This window comes from bacterium (assembly GCA_023382385.1).
Lineage (GTDB): Bacteria > Electryoneota > RPQS01 > RPQS01 > RPQS01 > JABWCQ01.
Genome location: JAHDVH010000003.1, coordinates 362814 through 382568 on the forward strand (window position 1 = coordinate 362814; position 19755 = coordinate 382568).

General features: G+C 56.0%; 12 protein-coding genes. 1 reads left to right on the top strand and 11 read right to left on the bottom strand.

All coding sequences use genetic code 11. The annotated features are described in order from the left end of the window. The first annotated feature begins 10 nt into the window (after positions 1–10). Positions 11–2509: a hypothetical protein gene (locus KJZ99_09825; GenBank protein ID MCL4306201.1), complete on the top strand. Its 2499-nt coding sequence runs from the start codon at positions 11–13 to the stop codon at positions 2507–2509. A gap of 680 nt (positions 2510–3189) precedes the next feature. Here the strand turns inward: KJZ99_09825 and KJZ99_09830 are convergent. The 11 genes from KJZ99_09830 to KJZ99_09880 all read right to left on the bottom strand — a co-directional run bounded on the left by KJZ99_09830 (position 3190) and on the right by KJZ99_09880 (position 19753). Then, a complete protein-coding gene (locus KJZ99_09830) occupies positions 3190–4125 on the bottom strand; it encodes a CxxxxCH/CxxCH domain-containing protein (protein MCL4306202.1) in 936 nt (311 codons plus the stop codon). Further along, positions 4115–5023, bottom strand: coding sequence for a hypothetical protein (locus tag KJZ99_09835; GenBank protein ID MCL4306203.1), 909 nt, complete (start codon positions 5021–5023; stop codon positions 4115–4117). Before KJZ99_09835 ends, KJZ99_09830 begins: the two co-directional genes overlap by 11 nt. Continuing rightward, positions 5020–6264 carry a hypothetical protein gene (locus KJZ99_09840; protein MCL4306204.1) on the bottom strand — a complete coding sequence of 415 codons (1245 nt, stop codon included), beginning with the start codon at positions 6262–6264 and terminating at the stop codon, positions 5020–5022. The genes KJZ99_09835 and KJZ99_09840 overlap by 4 nt, the downstream gene beginning before the upstream one ends. Positions 6265–6311: 47 nt before the next feature. After that, positions 6312–8030, bottom strand: a complete 1719-nt coding sequence (locus KJZ99_09845; protein ID MCL4306205.1) for a PKD domain-containing protein — start codon at positions 8028–8030, stop codon at positions 6312–6314. A 510-nt stretch (positions 8031–8540) separates the two neighbouring features. Continuing rightward, positions 8541–8804 carry a helix-turn-helix domain-containing protein gene (locus tag KJZ99_09850; protein ID MCL4306206.1) on the bottom strand — a complete coding sequence of 88 codons (264 nt, stop codon included), beginning with the start codon at positions 8802–8804 and terminating at the stop codon, positions 8541–8543. A 41-nt stretch (positions 8805–8845) separates the two neighbouring features. Beyond that, positions 8846–10783 carry a NapC/NirT family cytochrome c gene (locus KJZ99_09855; GenBank protein MCL4306207.1) on the bottom strand — a complete coding sequence of 646 codons (1938 nt, stop codon included), beginning with the start codon at positions 10781–10783 and terminating at the stop codon, positions 8846–8848. A 312-nt stretch (positions 10784–11095) separates the two neighbouring features. Further along, a complete protein-coding gene (locus KJZ99_09860) occupies positions 11096–12070 on the bottom strand; it encodes a hypothetical protein (protein ID MCL4306208.1) in 975 nt (324 codons plus the stop codon). Then, positions 12060–13088 (bottom strand): aminotransferase class I/II-fold pyridoxal phosphate-dependent enzyme, encoded by a 1029-nt coding sequence (locus tag KJZ99_09865; GenBank protein ID MCL4306209.1) that lies wholly within the window; start codon positions 13086–13088, stop codon positions 12060–12062. Before KJZ99_09865 ends, KJZ99_09860 begins: the two co-directional genes overlap by 11 nt. Before the next feature lie 23 nt (positions 13089–13111). Then, positions 13112–16795, bottom strand: a complete 3684-nt coding sequence (gene metH, locus KJZ99_09870) for a methionine synthase (protein ID MCL4306210.1) — start codon at positions 16793–16795, stop codon at positions 13112–13114. A 180-nt stretch (positions 16796–16975) separates the two neighbouring features. Next, positions 16976–18883, bottom strand: coding sequence for a T9SS type A sorting domain-containing protein (locus tag KJZ99_09875; GenBank protein ID MCL4306211.1), 1908 nt, complete (start codon positions 18881–18883; stop codon positions 16976–16978). Between the two features lie 180 nt (positions 18884–19063). Beyond that, the gene (locus KJZ99_09880) at positions 19064–19753 is read right to left on the bottom strand and encodes a hypothetical protein (GenBank protein MCL4306212.1); all 690 of its coding nucleotides are present in this window, start codon (positions 19751–19753) and stop codon (positions 19064–19066) included. Positions 19754–19755: the final 2 nt, after the last annotated feature.

A 19755-nucleotide genomic window follows, 5' to 3' on the forward strand; every position in this document is an offset into this window, starting at 1 on the left:
CGACAAGCTCATGAGACTACTTGCCAGACCCATTCCCGTCCTGCTCTTCATGCTGTCGCTGGTTTGCCTCGTGGCACGGGCGCAGACCAACAACGACTGCATGGAGTGCCATAGCGATCCGACGCTGACGATGGAGACGCTGACCGGCTCCAAGTCACTCACCGTGACGACTGACAGCCTGAAGCGTTCCGTTCATGCAGGTCTCGATTGCATCGACTGCCACGGCGATCTGAAGGGTGCGGACTTTCCGCACGAGCGACCACGCCATGTGAACTGCGGCGAGTGTCACGAAGCTGCGATGAAGACGTTCATGGCAGGCTTCTTCAATAAGCTGAATGCCATGGGCTTCCGTGGAGTGCCGGAGTGTTCGGACTGTCACGGCACGCACAACATTACCGACCATGCGGATTCGCGCAAGGTTTGCGGCATCTGCCACCGCGCAGAACTCGCGGCGTTTGACAAGAGTGTGCATGCGCGGACGGGCAAGGCGGCCAAGGCGGAAATGAGCTGCACGTCCTGTCACGATCCGCACTTCAAATCCAAACGCGACAGTATGACGGTGGCGCAGTGGCACGAATACAATATTCGCGGCTGCATGGAGTGCCACAAGAACGAATCACGTAACTATATTGCCAGTCAGCATTATCAGAAACTGAAAGGCGGAAATCTTGACGCGCCGAACTGCGTAACCTGTCACGGAGAGCATGGAATATTGTCTCCCGAAGATCCGGCTTCGCATACCTCGGTTGAACGTCTTGACGCGCTCTGCGCGACCTGTCACAAGGGCTATGAAGAGTCGCTGCACCGCAAGGACAGCGTGGACGCGCGGTTGATGACCTGCGTGGCCTGCCACACCGGACATCAGACTCAAATGGTGCATGCGGTAGGCGGAATCTTCCGCGAAGAGCTGCCGGCCACCTGCAACCGATGTCACGAGAGTGAGCGCCATGCCAAGGAGTTCCTCGCGCACGGACGGATCATGAGCGCATCGGAAACGGGCGAACTGGCGAATTGCACACAGTGCCACGTCTACCACTTCAATCGCAAGATAGAGGGACAAAAGCCGATTTCGAACCTTCGCATGCAGTGCGAGAACTGTCATGCCAAGGAATATCAGGAATACATGCGGTCAGAGCACGGAATAGCCTATGCCAAGGGGCATACGGAGGCTCCGACGTGCGTGACGTGTCACGGAGAGAAGGACATCAAGAAAGTCAGCGACGACATGCGGCCGCGGCATATCATTGATATGTGCAGCAAGTGTCACGGCAATCGCGAATTCGCGCTGAAATTCCAGCTTAATCCCGAAGTCGTGCGGTCTTATTCCCGCACATATCACGGACAGGCCTACAACCTCGGATATCAGGGTGACGAATTTGCGACGTGTGTGAACTGTCACGGCAATCACGACATTCGTTCACAGAATGATCCGGGTTCTTTGGTCAGCCGTGAGAAGATTGTGCAGACGTGCGCACGCTGTCACAAGGACGCGAACGAGAATTTTGTGCAGTTTCTCTCGCACTACGATCCTCACGGCGGGTCGCTCGGGCCGACTTCACCTCAGAGAAAGGTGAGTCGCGCCGAGAAGTTCATGACGTCGCTGCTGCTGTTCGTGTTCGGATTCTTCGGGATTCACACGGTGCTTTGGTTGATCAGAGGATTTGCGGAGGGTCGTCCGAAGCGAACGCCGGAAGCGATGCGGAAGTGGGTGCGAAGATTTTCGCCGTGGCAGCGGACTTTGCACATCTCGCTGGCCACGAGTTTTCTGGTGCAGGCGATGACGGGCTTGCCGCTGAAGTTCTCGCACAGCGTGGCCGCATACTGGATCACGAGCAATGTGATGGATCTGCGGACGATGGCGCTCACGCATCGCATCGGTGCGGTGATCATGATCGCGACGTTCGTGCTGCACATCTTGAGTCTATTGACTGCGGCCTTCATTCAGCGCAAGCGCGGAATGTTCTACGGTGAGCATTCGATGACACCGCGCCTGCAGGACGCGAAGGACATGTTCAACCACTTCAAGTGGTTCCTCTGGCTCGGTCCGAAGCCGAAATTCGGCAAATTCACCTACTGGGAGAAGTTCGACTACTTCGCAGTATTCTGGGGTGTGATCATCATTGGTTCGAGCGGGTTCATTCTGTGGTTCCCGGAGTATTTTACGAAGCTATTGCCGGGCTGGATGATCAATCTGGCGCACATCGTCCACAGCGAGGAGGCGTTGCTGGCAACGGCGTTTATCTTCACGGTGCACTTCTTCAACGGGCATCTGAGACCTTCCAAGTTCCCGTTTGACGACGTGATTCTGACGGGCCGCGAGTCCACCGAAGAGATGGAGCGCGAGCGGCCGCGCGAAATGGCAGAACTCGTTGGTGAAGACAAACTTGACAAGCATGTGGTTCCGCCGATGAAGCGGTGGCACAAGATCCTACTGACTATCTGGGGATGGAGCGCATTTATCACGGGACTTGTGCTGCTCGTGTTTATCCTGTATAGTTTGTTCGGATAGTTGGGAACGGTTTGTGGAAACTGGCGGCGGCCCGGCAACGGGTCGCCGTTTTTTTGTGGGACTGAAGAGAGGGTTCTCTTGCGGCACTCAGGCTGGGGACGGGCACTTGTTGTAGAGTCGGGCTTGGGGTGGGAAGCTGCTTAGAAGAGATCCTTTCGGTATGACAGGAAAGGTAAGTGGGAAAGGTAGAGCTTCGTCTGTATTGCGCTGGCTTGTGTTCGCCCCGCGATCGGAGTTACTTAAGTTGGTTCAAGACGAGAGGTGGTTGCTGAGTCATCAGAGCACAGAAGCGTGGGCGGGCCACAGTTGGCCAGTCTGCCCGGTTCCTCCGGTTCGGTGCTTTGGTTGGTTAGCTGGTGCTAATATAATACAATATTTACGAAAAGTCAAGTGTTTTTCGTAAAAATGTTGTAAACATTTGGGCAAATTGGAGTTAGGGGGTCGAGGTGGGTAAACAGGGGATCCTTCAGCCGCAACGGCTTCAGGATGACGACCTGCTACGGTTGGTGGGTGCACTTTGGGTAGCAACCCGCTTGGACAGGAATCTTTGCAGGATGACACAAAGGAACTAATTGGGTGATTGCCAATGCTGGCCATGAGAGTCGCAACGGCGAAGAAGAATGCGAACGGCCCCTCTCTCGAGGGGCCGCGCAACAGTAAGGCGGATGGCGAATTCGGTCTTACTGGAAGAAGATGTTTACGACACCATTGACATGCAGCGTATCGCCCGGCAGGAAGATAATCTGATTTGCGTCAAAGTAGTTGGAGTTCGGATCCACGTTGTGATGACACAAATGACACTGCGGAATTGCGGGATGCGTCGGACTGGCCGGCGGCACCTGATGACAGGAGCGACAGTTGTTAAGAGTCTGCCCCGTGCCCCACGTCACGGGAACCAGAGGATCCCCGCCGCGGGCGTTGGAATGACAGTAGGTGGCGCAGTTGCTTTGATTCGTATACGTCGCGGGATATCCGTTAGTAGTTGATATCCGCGCATCGTCGAAGCGCACGTCCGCAGGCAGCGGGCCGATGTGATCCAATCCACGAACGCGATTGTGGCATTCGGTGCAGGAATAGCGCGTGTGCGCATAATGAGCACCGGGGTTACGGTCACCGAGCGGATTCTGCGCCGAAGGCGGCATGCCGTGACAGGTGCTGCACGACGCCGGACCTGAGTTCTGCGTGTGGCAGGTGCGGCAGCTTGCCTCTGTGCGGCCACCTGCGAAATCGACACCGTGACATGCCTGACAGTCTCGGATCGTCTGCCACTCCATTGCGCGAATCTCTGCGGCATGTCCCTGCGCGAAGTCGCCCTGATGCGGATACGAGTGACATTCGTAGCACCCGGTCTGCTGCGCCGAGATCGGCGACGGATCGGGACGCTCACTGGCCGCAGGATCAAAGGGCAGGATGTTGTGACAGCCTGCGCAGCTTTGTCCCTGACTGCCCATCGCAGCCTGACCGTGCCATTCGGGGCTATGCACATCCATCCATCCGGTGGGATGCGTCTTGTAGCTTGACGTCACGCGGTCTTCGCTGCAGGAGAGCACGACAACGGCAATCACCGCAATACTGAGCAGCGCGAAGAGCGCTGACCTTTTGGAATTAGTTTGCATGGCACCTCACGCAGGTTGGTTCGCGACGCGGAGTGTCATGACAGGACATACAGCTTTCGAGATCGAACTCAGCGGCTTCGGCATGCCGTCCGCCGGTCGCAGTCAGGAAACCCGGGCGGAAGTGGTCGGCGGGCAGAATGTTCATCTGCGCGTGACAGTCCACACAGAAGCTGCGCTGCTCGTGGCACGTGCCGCACCGGAAGTCGGACAGATGCGCATCGTGGCCGTGACGACTTAAGTAGTTTTTCGGATGCGGGTTGAAGACGGCGTCGCCCTGATGACAGGACTGGCAATCGAGCTTCGAGCCGCTGATGTGACACATCGAGCAATTTGCGTTGGCAGCGGCAGCTTCAATGCCGTGCCTTTGATCCCACATGACGGCGTGATCGTCGGGAACGAGTTTCTCGCCGGGCAGGTGACACGTGTTGCATTCCATCGCGACGGCACGCGTGACGTGGCAGTCCATGCACTCGGACATCGTCGGGAAGCGTCCGCTCTGTTTTGCGGAGATCGGTTCATCGAGATTGTTGTGACAAGCCGTGCATGCGAGCTTGGCATTACTCAGATGACGCTGATGGCCGAAGCCTGGGCTGTAATCGGAGATCACTTTGAGGATGAATCCATCGTAAGGTTCACCGAGCGCGATGCCCTTACCCGCCAAGTCGTTGTGCTCGTGACAATCGGCACAGGCCGACCACTTGGGCATCAGATTGTCCGTGCCCGCCCTGCTGGTTTCAACTCCGACGTGACAGGCCGAGCACTCGAGTCCCTGTTCGATGTGCACGGCGTGGCTGAAGGCAGGCGGTGCCGCGCGTTCAGGCTTGGCCACCGCGAATCTGCCGACGATAAAGACCACGATAACGGCGCAACTCAAGATCAGGAAGATGAATCGTTTCATGACACACCTCCCAGCATGCGGCGGAAGCTTGTCGTCAGATGGAAGAGCGCGCGCCAATCCTCACTGCGCAGCGGATCTTTCAAATGCTCAATCCTTGCTCCGATCGACAACATGCGTTGCGGCGACCACGAGAGACCGCCGTAGATGACTTGTGCTTCGGTATTGGGACGAATCTCGCTATTCGAACCGCGAGAGTAATCGAACCCGGCCATCCCTTCAAACTCCCGGTAGAGATAACGCGCCTGACCGTAGAAGCCGTCCATGTCGCCGTCTCCCGCGGAGAGCCAATGCGTGTAGCCGACTTCGGCTTCGGGGATGCCGACGCCGCAGCGAGCTTTGTAGAGCATGTCGTCTTCGGAAAACACCAGATAGCCCATACCCGTAGCGTAGATGCCCCGGTTCTTACAGAAAGTCCACTGCGCGCCGCCGCGAGCGGAGGTGGTTTTGGATTCTTCCAAGAACATCGCGAAGAAGGAGTCTTCAAAGATACGCGGGGTTTGCGTTCGGACATCGGCGGACACCAGCAGTTTGGTCATGGCCTGCCAATAGGCCGTCAGCTGCGCGGTTTCGATAGACGACTGCATGAGGTTCATGTGCAAGCGGCCACGCAGAGTCACGTCATCGTGAGGTTTGCCCGAAGCGTCGAGACCTGCGCCGCTAAACAGGAGGTCACCGTCTCTGCCGACATAGTAATAGGACAGACCGAGACGAGTTCCCTGAATGCGTGTGCGCAGATTGACGCCCGCAGCCATTCCCTGATCGTCATTCTCACCATCAAGCCTCAAGGATGAAGCGAGTCGATATCCAACATAGACGCGCGCATCGGTCCTGCGGTTGAACGTGAAGCTACTCCAGAGACCTGTGACATTCCCGCGACCGACACCTTCCGTAATCCACTGTTGTCCGCCGCGGATTTCCCACGGGGAATCGGAGGGTTTCCAAATCAGCAGTGCCCGACTGACGCGCACGGACGCCGAGCTATCGGCGTAGCCGTTCTGATACTCCGCATAGCCGCGCAATGTGCTTTCGAATGACCACGCGCCGCCTCCGCCAAAGCGGTGGACATTGAGACTGAGCAGCGGCACAACCTGCACACGATCCACGGAGTCGTCACGAACGTACGACCAGAGTCCGAAACGTCCGGAGACGGAGGCCGCTCGCGCGGCCTCCGTACTCACAAACGTCAAGGCAAGTGAGATCGTCAGGAGGAGAGTGCCCTGCCGAGATATTATGAATCGCATAATTTTGCGACCGTTCTATTGATGAGCGTCAACAAGTGACGCGAGGTTTACTCTGTCCAGGCAGCCATCTTGTTTGAATCCGGAGACGTTATGGCGGCACCACTTGCGTGCAGATAGTCAATCGCGTTGATCAGCAGCGAGCGCGCATACGGGTAGTTGTGGACGCCCATCGAGCCTTCGTTAGTCACGAAGTACCAAGCGTAGCCGGCTTCGCGCTGGACACGTGTGGAATTGCTCGCCAAGAAGTTCGGGGAGGTGCCGTTGTTCGGAAGCAGATTGAACAGCGAATCTCTCAGAGCGGCAATTTCCGTACGACGGCCGTGATAGTCGAAGTCGGCGGGAGTCGCGTGGCAGGTATTGCAGGCCTGCAGATTCGGTGCAAAGCTGTGTCCGTGCAACGGACCGCCGGGCTGACCGAACGGAATCACGTAGATGTGGCACTTGACGCACATGTCTTCAAGCGTGCTTTCACCAATCACAACATCGGGCTGGTGCGGCGATTCACGATTGTAGGTGTAGCCCGGGATTTCATAGGAGCCGTAGCCAACGACCATGTCGGCCTGACAGCTTCCATGCGGGCCGGGGCGCGCGTTTCCGTTGTTGATTTGGCCGAGGACATTGGCTTCAGTGCGGCGCGCGTGGTGGCACTGGCCGCAGAGCTGGCCTTTGCCGTAGCTGGGAATGCCCATCGCCTCATTGGGAATCTCGAAGCCTTCGGGATGATCCGGTCCGCCGTAGATGATGTCGAACGGTGCGAGAGCACGCAGATAGCTGGGGTTGTTTTCGGCATCGTGCGAGTGCACATCATGGCAAGTTGCACACGTGACCTGATAGTGTTCTTCCGGCAACTCACGCGTTGCCCATTCGGCGTCCCAAAGCTTAATGAAGCCTTCGTTCGTATGGCAGTCCATACATCCGGTGCGCGCGAATTCAGTATTAAACTCTTCGAGGCCTCCGGCATTCGCAATCGCATGGCCGTGACCGGATTCCATGTATTCTTCGTTCTGGCTGTGGCAACGATTGCAGGCGTCACCCGTCAGAGCCTTGTGGATGTCCGGTGCATGTCCTGCGAACTGCGGACCCTGTGGAGAGTGGCAGGCTTCGCATTGCACGTTATGCAGCATCGCAGACGGGAAGTCGTCAAAGCCGCCGTTGTCAATACCGGGGGTTGCGATGGAGCCGTCGAAGTTCACGATGTCGTCGTAGCCCGTGACGTGGCACTGCACGCAATACGGGTTGTTCGTGACATTGCTCGTGACCAGCGTTTCCCAAGCATTCGCGTGGTGAGTGGTCGACCAGCCGTCTACGTAAGCGGCGTGGCAGTGGCTGCAGCGATTGGCGTTGTCACCTAAGAAGCTCGGGAAGACAGCGGGGACGTAGGTGTTTACACCGACAGTAACCGTCGCAGTCGCGCTGCCGTCGTTGTCGGTTACGGTCACTGAGACCTGATACAATCCGATTTCCCGAGGCGGAGAGTAATTCGTTACGGCCATCGTCGGAGTTGCGAGTGTGCCGGTCGCGGCACTCCACTGATAGGTCATCGGATCGCCGTTCGGATCGTAGGCACTGACGAACAGCACGGTGCTTTCGCCGGTACCTACCGAATCGGGTGCAGCGACAATAGCGGTAATAATAGGTGCGGAGTCAGGGTTAAGACCTGCAGGACCCGCAGGACCCTGGTCTCCTTCGCAGCCCATGAAAGCGACGGTCACAACCATGACACTGACGAGGAGAAATACGGCTGGATGTAATTTTTTTCGATACATATGGTACCCCTTTGGGACCTTTTTCCCTGTTTTGGAAAGCTCCTGCTACGGACGGAAAATAATGACCCCCCGCGGAAGTTTTCCACAGGGGGTGTCAATAATGTTGATAAGTTTTGTCAGATTAAGATGGCAAACGGGAATGCCTGCGTTGGTCAGCAACTGATTGGAAACAATGATGATTCGTTGATGATGGAGACTCATTGTGCGTTCAAATTGCAACGACTAATGCCTATCCTTAGCCAATGCATTTATTCTACACAACTTTCGTTCCAAGTGCAACGGTGCAAAGACCTTGGAAGAACCGGATCAGTTCCAGTTCAAAATCTCAAGCCTTTCTTTTTCAGCAATGTAGACCCAAGCAGTCCACTTTGCAATTTGCTTGATAAGGAGGCTCTTTTCAACACTTAGGTGTTGCGATGCCTCCACGCTGACTTTAGTTGCACGAGTCGAGCCGACTCGTAACCCTATGGTTTTCAGTAATTAAGCTTTTAATATTGCGCAATTAGCTTTTTAGTGTCCCGTGGCGCGGTGGTCTCGAATGAAGCGCATGATCTCATCACGTTCGAAAAGAATGACTTTACGTGATAAGCGCACACATTTCAAGCGATCTTCACGCACCCAACGCATAATTGTGGTACGATGTACACGGCCGAGCATTTCGGCAGCTTCGGACAGAGTTAGTAGTCCCTGCGGTCCTTCTCCCGGCGCACGCGGCGCGGTCCCACCGTCGGCCCGGGTCACCTTAGCAACGCGAGTTCGCGGTGCTGTGTTCATGGCTTCTCCTTTCGCGGCAGTCTTCATTGGTTTTCGAGTACTCATTGGGCTGCTCCAAGCGATTCATACCACCGCTTGAATAGTTCTGGGTTATGAGCGGTACCGCTTCCGTCTTTCTTCAGCAGGTCCGCCAATTGTTGGTATTTTCGATAAGGTTCACTTCCGGCACGGTAAGCTGACATTGCTTTCTGCACGTTGCGTGCAATTTCCTGTGCATCGGACTTCCACATTTTCAACGTGTCGGCAGTGTTCTCGTCGTGACACGCGATGCAAGACGGCAAAACGTCGCGTGAAACATGAGTCCCGCTTACGGCATGGCAGTCCGTACAAACGATTTCGAGGTCCATTTTAAATGACGGCTTCGCGCCCGCGAATTCAGGAACGTTGCCGGCATACACAGCCGCTTGCGTCGTATGACACGTCTTGCAATCTGTCTTCGCCAGTGCAACGGACTCATGGTGGCAGGCGTTGCACTGGTTGCTCGACATTTGAATCGCGCCGTGACGGTCCGTCCGTTCCGACACGTGGCAGGCTGTACAGTCACCAGCGCGCGAATGTTTGCTATGGTTAAAGAGCTTGCCGTCATAGGCCACCACAGCGTTGGCCGCGCCCGGGTGACAGACTGCGCAGGCGTGCCCGGTCGCCGCAGGTGAGCCGGTGATGCGCGCGGTGAGCACGTCCACCAATTCCGGATTGTGCAACGGATTTCCCCGCCTGTACACATCAATCGCCGCCCGAATCGTGTCTGCTTCCGCAGGACTCAGTGTATGAAGCTTTGCTTCGAGGTCGCGCAAGCCCTGGGCAATCGTCACTTCCCAACGCGGCCAGAGTCTGTCGAACTCCGCGTCATGACAAGGCGTGCAGGAGGGCGGCTCAGGCTTGCCGCGAATCGTGTGCACATCCCCTGTGTGACAGGACGTGCAGGACATTCCGGCACTTGCCATAGACGACGGAGAAGGCGGAATGCCGGGCAACTCGCCGCGCCAAACTTTTTCGATGGCGTTATCCGGTTTGCCGTGGCACTGCCCGCAGGTCCGTTCCTGACTGGCAAACGCGACGGCTTCCTTGCCGTGCCTGATTTGAATGTGACAAGCCGTGCATTCCACTTTACGATCGGTCACGTGCATCTGATGAACGAATTCGTGATCATCGTAGCGCTCGATGTGAGCGACCTGCGCGTGACAGGAATTGCAGCGTTCGCGCGGGACAAAACCGTCGCCTGCAATTTCCGAAACGTGGCAGCTTGAACAATCAATCTTGCGGGCAAGCATCTCGGTATGGTCGTAGCTCGTGTCCGCGGCGGCCGGTCCGGTCGGGGGATTGTGACAAATCGTGCATGTGGCGAGCGCAGTCACCTGTCCCAGGGAATCCGGCTTGAAGTGGCACAGGAAACACGTGGACTCGTTGACCGATATGTGCTCGCCTTGAACGATGTTTGCGTGGCACGATGTGCAGCGCAACTGCCGACCGCGCCGGACATTCTCGAGATGCGGCTTGTGGTCAAACATCACACCCCGAAAACTCTCGGTGCTCTGCAGCAAGCGAGTGTCATGACAACCGGAACGCAGACAGCTCCTGTCATCGATTTCCGCCCAAGGCTTTGAGCGCTTATACAGTCCCGTCATATAATTGGTGACCATCGAGATGGCCAAGAACTTCGAGTGAATCGTTCCTTCCAACCCGGGCGGAATATGGCACTCCGTGCAGGTAACCATACTATGCGTTGATGTTTCCCACGCATCGAAGTAGGGAATCATCACATGACACGACTTACAGAAGTTCGGCTGCGACGTGACTTTGACAAAGAACAACAAAGAAAACAGAATGACCGCGGCAGAGGCAAACAACACCAAGCCGATGCGTCGCGGTCCGAATTCCATCAATCGCTTCCAGCCAACGCCAAAAAGCCAGAAAGGAAGTTTGATCGTCTCCCAGCAGGCGATGAAGAATTCGTGCAGAAGGAACTTGAACTTGGACACGTCAGCCAGAATTAAGCGGCAGGAAGGCCCGCCGTCGGTTCAACAGAATTGGACTCACCCTGTAAGGATACGTGGAAGGGGACAGCGAATGTTCAAGCGGACTCTTGAATGAAGGATTCGCAGGCCGGTCTTTCGGAAGCCTAATGCCCTCCTGAGCTTGCCACGCACCCTGAGACGGATTCACCCTTAAATATCGGAAAGCAATCAAGAGCAGTCAAGCATAAATAATGTGTTTGTGTCACTTTGTGGCGAAAAAGCCTAACAGGCAGAAGTGCATATCTTCTATATAAACTGCAAATCCGCCTGATTATGTCAACTTTTTGAGGAGGCAATGTGTCTTTGCGATGATAATTTCTGAGGCGGAATCAGCGCAAAGCACACCAGTGTGAAGTAAACGGTATCTAAGACGTGTTCGAAGTAGTGGGAGGCCAGAAGGTAGGGAATTGGGAGCGAGTCGGAGGCGAAAGCGGGTTGCTGAGCAAGGGTCTGGAGACCGGCTTGCAGCGGAAGAATAGTCTGATAGGCAAGGAGCGGGAGCGCCAAGCCGAGCAGGCCGAGCACCAACCTGCGAACCGCAGCAGGCAGCTGCGCGTCTGCGGGAAACTCGGTAGCCAACCAGAATGCGGCAGGAATCGGAAAGAAAGTAAGCGGGAACGTTGCCAGTTCCCGCACGCTGTGAGCGAGATAGCGAGGATCGGTCAGAGCATGAAAGACAAGGCGGGCATCGTTTGTGAAGAACACTGCGAGTGCCATCGTCACGCCAAACGCGTATAGAAGCTTCCCTGTTATGCGCGGGCGCCAAACCACTTTCCGATGAGTCATCCATTTGGCCGCGAGAATGAACAACGGAGTGAGCACAAACAGCGAGAGCGTGCTTGGCAGATGCAGGAGAAAAGAGCCGCCCGACTCATTGCGCGACACGCTTTGTTTTCCTTGAAGGATGAAAGCCCAAGTATCCGTTGCTCCGAAGTGCCAGAGGCTGCCAAGCAGACTTACAGCAAGGAGTGCTCCGGCGGCAGCACTCCAGCCGAGTCTGGCTTTACGATTACTGACTGCATCTTCTGCAAAGGTGGAGTGCCAGACCGCAAAGATGAATGCAATGATCGTCAGCGAGGGGACGTGGCCAAGGAAGTGCGACGCGTAAAGCGTTGTCTCCAGCAGAGTGAGTGTGCCGCCTTCGTGAACGACGGTATTCCACAGCCACCACTTACCATGATAGAACGCGAGGTAAATGTAGGACAGGACGTAGACGGCCGCCGGAACGGCCAGCAACCGCCTACTGTTCAATCGCTTTGAGAATGAGACGTGCGGCGGTTTCACAGTCAGCTGGTCTGACGTCGCGGTGTGTGACGAGCCTGATCGTACGCGGACCAAATGCAAAGAAGGAGACACCCAAGCGCTCCGCTCTGCTTACCAAGGTCTCGGCATCCCGTGCTTCCGGGTTCAAATCAAAAATGACGATGTTTGTCTGCACGCTGTTCATATCCAATGAGACGAGCGGCGAACTGCTCAACGTTTCGGCGAGTTTGCGCGCGTTGTGATGGTCATTGTGTAGCTGTTCAAGATGGTTGTCGAGCGCATACATGCAGGCCGCTGCCAGAATACCGGTTTGCCGCATCGCTCCGCCAAGCATTCGGCGATAGCGGATCGCTCGATTGATGATGTCGCGCGACCCAGCGAGCATCGAGCCGGCGGGGCAGCCGAGTCCTTTAGAGAAAGCAACGGAAACGAGGTCAAAGGGCTCGGCGAGTTGTGCGAACTCCCTGCCTGTGGCGAGTGCGGCATTCCAGAGGCGGGCGCCGTCGCAGTATGAGAATACGTTGCGCTCGCGTGCCGCTTGACCAATACGTAAAGCCTCATCCAGCGGAAAAATCACACCGCCCGCCCGGTTATGTGTGTTCTCGACGGCGACCAGCGTCGTCGGCGGATGGACGATGTGACCGGGGGCTTTGTAGGCTGACACAAACTCTTCTGCGGTGAACATCCCGCCGCTCCCGATTTCCGTGAATTGCACACCAGAATTTGCCGCAGCCGCACCAGTCTCATGAATGACGACATGCGACTCTTTGCTGACGATCACGTCATCGCCGGGGCGGGTCAACGTGCGAATCGCGCATTGATTTGCCATCGTTCCCGTCGGAAAGAATAGCGAGGCTTCCTTGCCCAGCAGGTCGGCAACTCGCTCCTGCAGGAGATTGACCGTCGGGTCCTCACCGAACTGGTCATCGCCGACTTCGGCTCCGGCCATTGCTGAGCGCATTCCTGCAGTAGGTTTCGTGATAGTGTCTGAACGAAGATCAATCATATGTAAACCGTTCCGGTTTCGAGTTAGTCTTGATTTGCCGCGAGCAAGCGTTTCGCATCGGAGAAAGCGATACCCTTGCGGCGGGCGTAGTCTTCCACCTGATCATCGGCGATTTTGCCGACGCCGAAGTATTTGGAATCGGGATGCCAGAAGTAGAATCCGGATACCGACGAAGCGGGCAGCATCGCAAAACTCTCGGTGAGCGTCATGCCAATCTGATTCTCTGCCTGCAAGAGGTCAAACAGGACGCGCTTTTCTGAATGTTCAGGACACGCGGGGTAGCCGGGTGCGGGGCGTATTCCCTGATAACGCTCTTTGATCAAGTCTTCATTGGAGAGAGATTCGTCTGCAGCATAACCCCAGAACTCCCGTCGGACGCGTTCGTGCAGATGCTCGGCGAAAGCTTCGGCCAAGCGGTCGGCCAGTGCCTTCATCATGATCGCGTGGTAGTCGTCATGTTTGCTTTCATACTCGCTGACCAGCGCATCCAAGCCGATTCCTGCGGTTACTGCAAAGGCACCCACGTAATCCGCCACGCCGGATTCTTTCGGCGCGACGAAGTCGGCAAGCGACAGGTTTGGAGAGCCTGAGTCTTTCTTCATCTGCTGACGAAGCATGTGAAAAGTCTTCAGAACTTTTCCGCGCTGTTCGTCCGAGTAGACTTCAATCGAGTCGCCGATGCTATTGGCGGGGAACAGCCCGAATACCGCGTGCGCAGTTAACAGTCTGTTCCTGAGGATATCCTGCAAGAGTCTTTGGGCGTCCTCAAACAGCGAGCGAGCACTTTGGCCAACTACTGAGTCCGTGAGGATTGCCGGATAGCGGCCCGCAAGCTCCCAAGCTTGAAACAGCGGAGTCCAATCGATACGTTCAATCAGAGTCTCAATCGGGTAGTCGCGTAATACGGTTACTCCGAGATTCCGTGGAACGGGTGGAGCGGCGAACTGCAAACGGGCGCGATTGGCGCGCGCTTCGTCGAGTGTGGCAAGCTTCAGTGTGCCGGTCTGCTGCGCCCGAATCACTCGCACCTTCTCGTAGTCGGCGGAAATCTCTTTGACAAACTCCTCGCGCAGCTGCTTGCTAATCAGACTTGTTGCGACTCCCACCGCTCGGGAAGCGTCCAGCACGTGAACCGTCGGGCCACTGTAGTTCGGACTGATCTTGACGGCAGTGTGCACGCGAGAGGTCGTGGCTCCGCCGATCATTAGTGGCATGTGCATGCCGCGTCTTTGCATTTCCGATGCGACAAATGACATCTCTTCGAGCGAGGGAGTGATCAGTCCACTTAAACCGATGACGTCAACCTGCTCTCTTTCGGCTCGGTCGAGGATTGTTGCGCAGGGAACCATCACACCGAGATCAATTACCTCAAATCCGTTGCATTGCAGGACGACGCCGACAATATTCTTGCCGATATCATGCACGTCCCCTTTGACGGTCGCGAGCAGAATACGACCCTTGCTGCTGCTGTCACCGGCTTTCTTCGAGGCTTCAATGTATGGGATCAGGTGCGCGACAGCTTTCTTCATGACTCTGGCGCTCTTGACGACTTGCGGGAGAAACATCTTCCCCGCTCCGAACAGATCTCCGACTCTGTTCATTCCGGCCATCAGCGGCCCCTCGATGACTTCGATAGGTTCCGCAAACTGCAGACGGGCTTCTTCGGTGTCCTCGACAATGTAGTCGTCAATTCCTTCAACAAGGGCGTGTGTCAAGCGCTCCTGCGCAGTGTGCTTGCGCCACCCCAGCTCGGCCGTCCTTGATTTTCCCTTTCCCTTGACCGTCGCCGCAAATTCGAGCATCCGGTCTGTTGCATCAGGGCGGCGGTTGAGCACAATGTCCTCAACACGCTCCAGCAGCTCCGGCTCAATATCGTCATAGATGGGGAGTGCGCCGGCATTCACAATCGCCATGTCCATTCCCGCGTGAATCGCGTGATAGAGGAACACGGCATGAATCGCTTCCCGCACGGGATTGTTGCCGCGAAACGAGAACGAGACATTGCTCAAACCGCCGCTGATTCTTACGTGCGGCAGCTTCGCCTTTATTTGACGCGTCGCCTCAAAGAACTGCACGGCGTAGTCGTTATGCTGCTCGATGCCTGTGGCAATCGCGAACACATTCGGGTCAATGACGATGTCCTGCGGCGCGAAACCTGCACGCTCCGTCAGCAGGCGGTAGGCGCGCTCGGCAATCGCCACTCTTCGCTCGACTGTGTCCGCCTGACCGTCTTCATCGAAGCACATGACGATGACCGCCGCTCCGTAACGGCGGCAAAGCTTCGCCTGTCTGAGAAACTCCGCTTCGCCCTCTTTCAGGCTGATAGAATTGACGACAGGTTTGCCCTGAATGCACTTTAGCCCCGCTTCAATGACCGACCATTTGGACGAATCGATCATGAACGGCACCCGCGCAATCGAAGGCTCGGTCGCAATCAGATTCAGAAAACGAGTCATGGCCGCTTCGGAGTCGAGTAGCGCCTCGTCCATATTGATGTCAATGACTTGCGCACCACTCTCAACCTGCTGCCTTGCCACTTCAATGGCTGCCTCAAAGTCGCCACTCAGGATTAGTTTTGCGAAGCGAGCAGAGCCTGTCACATTGGTGCGTTCCCCGACATTTACGAAGCCGCTTTCTTCGCCTATCGTCAGCGGTTCGAGTCCGGAGAGTCTTAATCGGGCGGGCTGCTGTGCCACGCTACGACGGGGATGTTTCTTCACCGCGCTGGCAATCGCCGCGATATGTTCGGGTTCCGTGCCGCAGCACCCCCCTGCGATATTCAGGAGTCCTGCTTCAGCGTAGCCGCCCATGACTTTCGCCATACGCCCGGGCGTATCATCATATTCTCCGAATTCGTTGGGCAACCCCGCGTTCGGATGCAAACTCACATAGCAATCCGCGATGCGAGAAAGCTCCTGCAAGTAGGGCAAGAGCGTCTCCGCTCCGAGGGCGCAGTTCAACCCTACTGCAAAGGGTTTGGCGTGGGCAACTGAATTCCAAAACGCTTCGGTGGTCTGACCGGAGAGCGTGCGACCGCTGGCATCGGTAATCGTTCCTGAGACAATCAGAGGAATGCGTTCACCGCGTTCGTCAAACAATTTTTCGATGGCGAAGATCGCAGCTTTCGCGTTCAATGTGTCAAAAGACGTCTCAACCAATAACAGGTCCGCTCCGCCGTCATATAACCCGCGCGCGCAAGCAAGATAGACTTCGACCATTTGGTCGAAGTTCAAGTCACGGTATCCCGGATCATTGACGTTTGGAGAAAGGGACAGCGTCTTATTGGTCGGACCGATGCTTCCGGCAATAAATCGCGGACGACTCGGGTCTAATTCTTCATATTTGTCGGCCACGTCACGGGCGATGCGAGCCGCAGCGAAGTTGATTTCCTCGGAGAGTTCCTCAAGTCCGTAGTCCGCCAATGAAGGAGAATTTGCCGTGAAGCTATTCGTCGAAACAATGTCTGCATCGGCATCAAAATACAGCCCGTGAAGCCGTTTAATCAAATCCGGCTTGGTTAACGACAGGAGATCATTACAACCCTTCAAATCTCGGGTCCACTCTGCGAATCGAGCGGCGCGGTAGTCGGACTCGGTCAAGCCTTGCCGCTGAATCAGCGTTCCCATCGCTCCATCGAGCACAAGTATCCTCTCGGACGCTATCCTCTGAAGCGCATCTATCCGGGTCTTGCGAGTCCAGTTAGCCATGGTAGCGAAATCGTATCCTTCGGTTTGACAAGAGGTTAAGAAAATTAGGTCGCGGCAGGACTTCTGAGACAACAGAAGCAGTAATTATACGAAATCCTCACTCGTCTTGCATACCCACAAAAGAAAGCCCCCATCCGGTATGGGTAACCGGACAGGGGCTCTTGCCTGAGGGAGCAAGACTTATTTGAGGAGCAACATCCGGTTCACGAGGCTCTGCTCGTTCACTGTAATGCGATACATGTACATTCCTGACGGCAGGCTTGCGGCATTCCAGGTGGTGACGTACGAACCTGCGCTCAGGTTATCGTTCACCAGCGTGGCCACCTGACGACCCAGCACGTCAAAGACTGTCAGAGTTACCAGACCGGAGACCGGAGTCGAGAATTCGATGGTCGTAGTCGGGTTGAACGGGTTAGGATAGTTTGTTGCGACCAAGTGCGAGACCGGAATCATAGACGGATTCGGGCTAACAGACATGCCTTCGAGAGGATCGAGCCCTTCCGTGTCGCCGGGCATCCGATAGAATTGGCCATCCACTTCATAAACCACAACCCACCGAGCCTCAAGGTTATTGATCGGGCAGGGAACCATGCCACCGACCACTTCAACATTCTGGCCGAGCGTTGGAATCACTGGATTGCTGAGATCGAAGTTTTCGCCAAAGTCGATAACGTAGTCAGCTGAGCCATTCATGTCGCGGTCGATACCAAGGAACACCGAGCCGAAAACATTGATGTCCACAACCTGTCCGGAAATTTCGACCCACGTCAGCGGATCCGAGCAACCGAAGCCTTCCGAACGGCCGCCGCCATCTCCACCATGCTCACCGTCACGTCCACCACGCGGCTCCCACCACAGTTCACCGTTCAGGAAGTGAACGTGAACAATCGGGGCCTCGCCGTGCGACATCAGCGCACCGACGATTGTCACTTCATCGCCATCCGCCGGACGCTCAGCGCCGCTGGGCGGAGTATACCACGGAGGACCAAAATTCAGACGGTAGTCAATCGCGCCGTCGGCATCGACATCCAGCGCATAGAAGGTGCGATCCGGATAGAGCGGGTCTGGCGTAATAATTGAAACCGTACCGGCCAGCTCGACAATTTCAAAGTGATGCCCGCCACCGCCACCGCCGCCATGCTCGCCGGAATCGGCTGCAACAAGCGTCAGCGTAACAAACGTGGTCTGGGCTTCAGAAATCTCGATGACTTCGCTGGCAAAGCCGACGCCGCGCTTGGAGGCATTGACGTTGTAGATACCTACAGGCAGGGTGTTCACGAGCAAGTTACCTTCCGCATCGGTCAAACCGACGAAATGCTGCGGGCGCGGTCCGCCGTGGTCACGAATAAACGAGACGCGCACGCGGGCCTCCTCAACAGGACTCGTCACTCCGAGAGAATCGGTAACCACGACATCGACAGACAGGCTGCCGGTGATGATGTTTGCGCCATGACCCGTCAACGGGATAATAACGATGTCACGCACGGGATCATTCGAGGTCACCGTCAGCGTCCCTTCATACAATTGAATATCCGTCGGTGTGAATGTCACCAGCACTTCCGTGCCGTTGTTCATCGGATCGGCGGTCAGCGTGAATTCCGCTGGTGAGTTCAAGGCGAACGCTGCGCCCGAAACACTTAGGGACACGTTCAGGTCCGCCGTGCCGCGATTCTCGACGCGGACAATGCGCGTAAAGGTCGTCCCGATACCGACAGGGCCAAAGAACACATGTTCCGGCATCAGGAAGATGCGCGGGGCGGGTTCAAAGACAGGCAGCGTTAGCGTGACTTCCGCCAACTGCCCCGGCAGAACTTCGACATCCGCTCGCACCGGCGGAATACCCGGAATACCGGCGGTCACAGAATAACCGATGGCAGGAATGGCCGGGAAGAAGATCTGACCTTCGAGGTTCGTGATGCCGTCAAAGTGTGGGCGCTGGTGTCCCTGACCGTAGCCAAGCACATTGACCATAGCGCCTACGACGGGAGCATCGCCCGCCAGAACTGTTACTCGCAGGTCGCCCGTCTGGGCAAATGCCATTGAAATGCCGAGCAGGGTTGCGAGGGTGAGAAGGAATAGCTTTTTCATAATTTTCTCCAGATACCGAATAAAGTGTGAAACTGGGTTACTGTTACTGCTTTCTGCGCTATATAATGGCAAGACCCGTTCCACTTCTTAATTTATGTATTTTAAAATATTTTCAAGGAAAATCTACCTCGGAACTGTGCGCTCACTTCACAAGTGATGTGAATACGGTGCGCACCCCCTTTACAGGTGAATTTGGAGCCGTGCGCCGAATTCAGTCGGGACGATTTCGTATGCTTTAACTGGTATTCGCAGAAAAGCAAGGTCAATCTGGGAGACTATATAAAGGGCTCCTGCAGCTAAGCCATAGGTCCACATTCGGCGGTGATGCGAGTCATAGGTTTCATACAAGCGCTCGACCGACGCGGAATCGGCTGCCAAGTAGTCCTTGCGAGCCGAGTTATTCTGGCTCAGCTCGCTGAGCCAAAGCGCCGTTACGCCTGCCTGTGCCGCAATGTAAATGAGTCCGCGAACGCTTCGGCCCTCTGCCAAGAAACCTGCACCCGGCAAGGCAAGATTCAGAAGCTGGGAGGATGGTCTGGCTCCCTGCTGAATGGTAAACTCTCGAATCGCCGCCGTCGGCACATCCATTGTTCTGGTGGACATCCATTCCCGCTTGACGTCGTCAAACACGGTGCGAAACTTCGGACTGACCTGAATTGGGTCCAGCACCAGTGCGGAGTCGAGTTCGAGCGCTCTGGCGAAATGTGCGCGGGCCTCACTTTCCCGTTCCAGCATGATCAGTGAATAGCCCCCAAGCAGTTCGAGAGCAACTCTGTCTGTTGTAGGCAAATCTCCCTGTCGGTCGGCGCGCAACACGAGCAACTCGACTTGCTCATATTCGCCAAGACGAAAGAGCGAGTCGGCTTGCAAGC

Bases quoted from the DNA above. Each gene is read 5' to 3' on its own strand.
- KJZ99_09825 (MCL4306201.1), top strand. From the start codon at position 11: ATGAGACTACTTGCCAGACCCATTCCCGTCCTGCTCTTCATGCTGTCG.
- KJZ99_09830 (MCL4306202.1), bottom strand. From the start codon at position 4,125: ATGCAAACTAATTCCAAAAGGTCAGCGCTCTTCGCGCTGCTCAGTATT.
- KJZ99_09835 (MCL4306203.1), bottom strand. From the start codon at position 5,023: ATGAAACGATTCATCTTCCTGATCTTGAGTTGCGCCGTTATCGTGGTC.
- KJZ99_09840 (MCL4306204.1), bottom strand. From the start codon at position 6,264: ATGCGATTCATAATATCTCGGCAGGGCACTCTCCTCCTGACGATCTCA.
- KJZ99_09845 (MCL4306205.1), bottom strand. From the start codon at position 8,030: ATGTATCGAAAAAAATTACATCCAGCCGTATTTCTCCTCGTCAGTGTC.
- KJZ99_09850 (MCL4306206.1), bottom strand. From the start codon at position 8,804: ATGAACACAGCACCGCGAACTCGCGTTGCTAAGGTGACCCGGGCCGAC.
- KJZ99_09865 (MCL4306209.1), bottom strand. From the start codon at position 13,088: ATGATTGATCTTCGTTCAGACACTATCACGAAACCTACTGCAGGAATG.
- metH (MCL4306210.1), bottom strand. From the start codon at position 16,795: ATGGCTAACTGGACTCGCAAGACCCGGATAGATGCGCTTCAGAGGATA.
- KJZ99_09875 (MCL4306211.1), bottom strand. From the start codon at position 18,883: ATGAAAAAGCTATTCCTTCTCACCCTCGCAACCCTGCTCGGCATTTCA.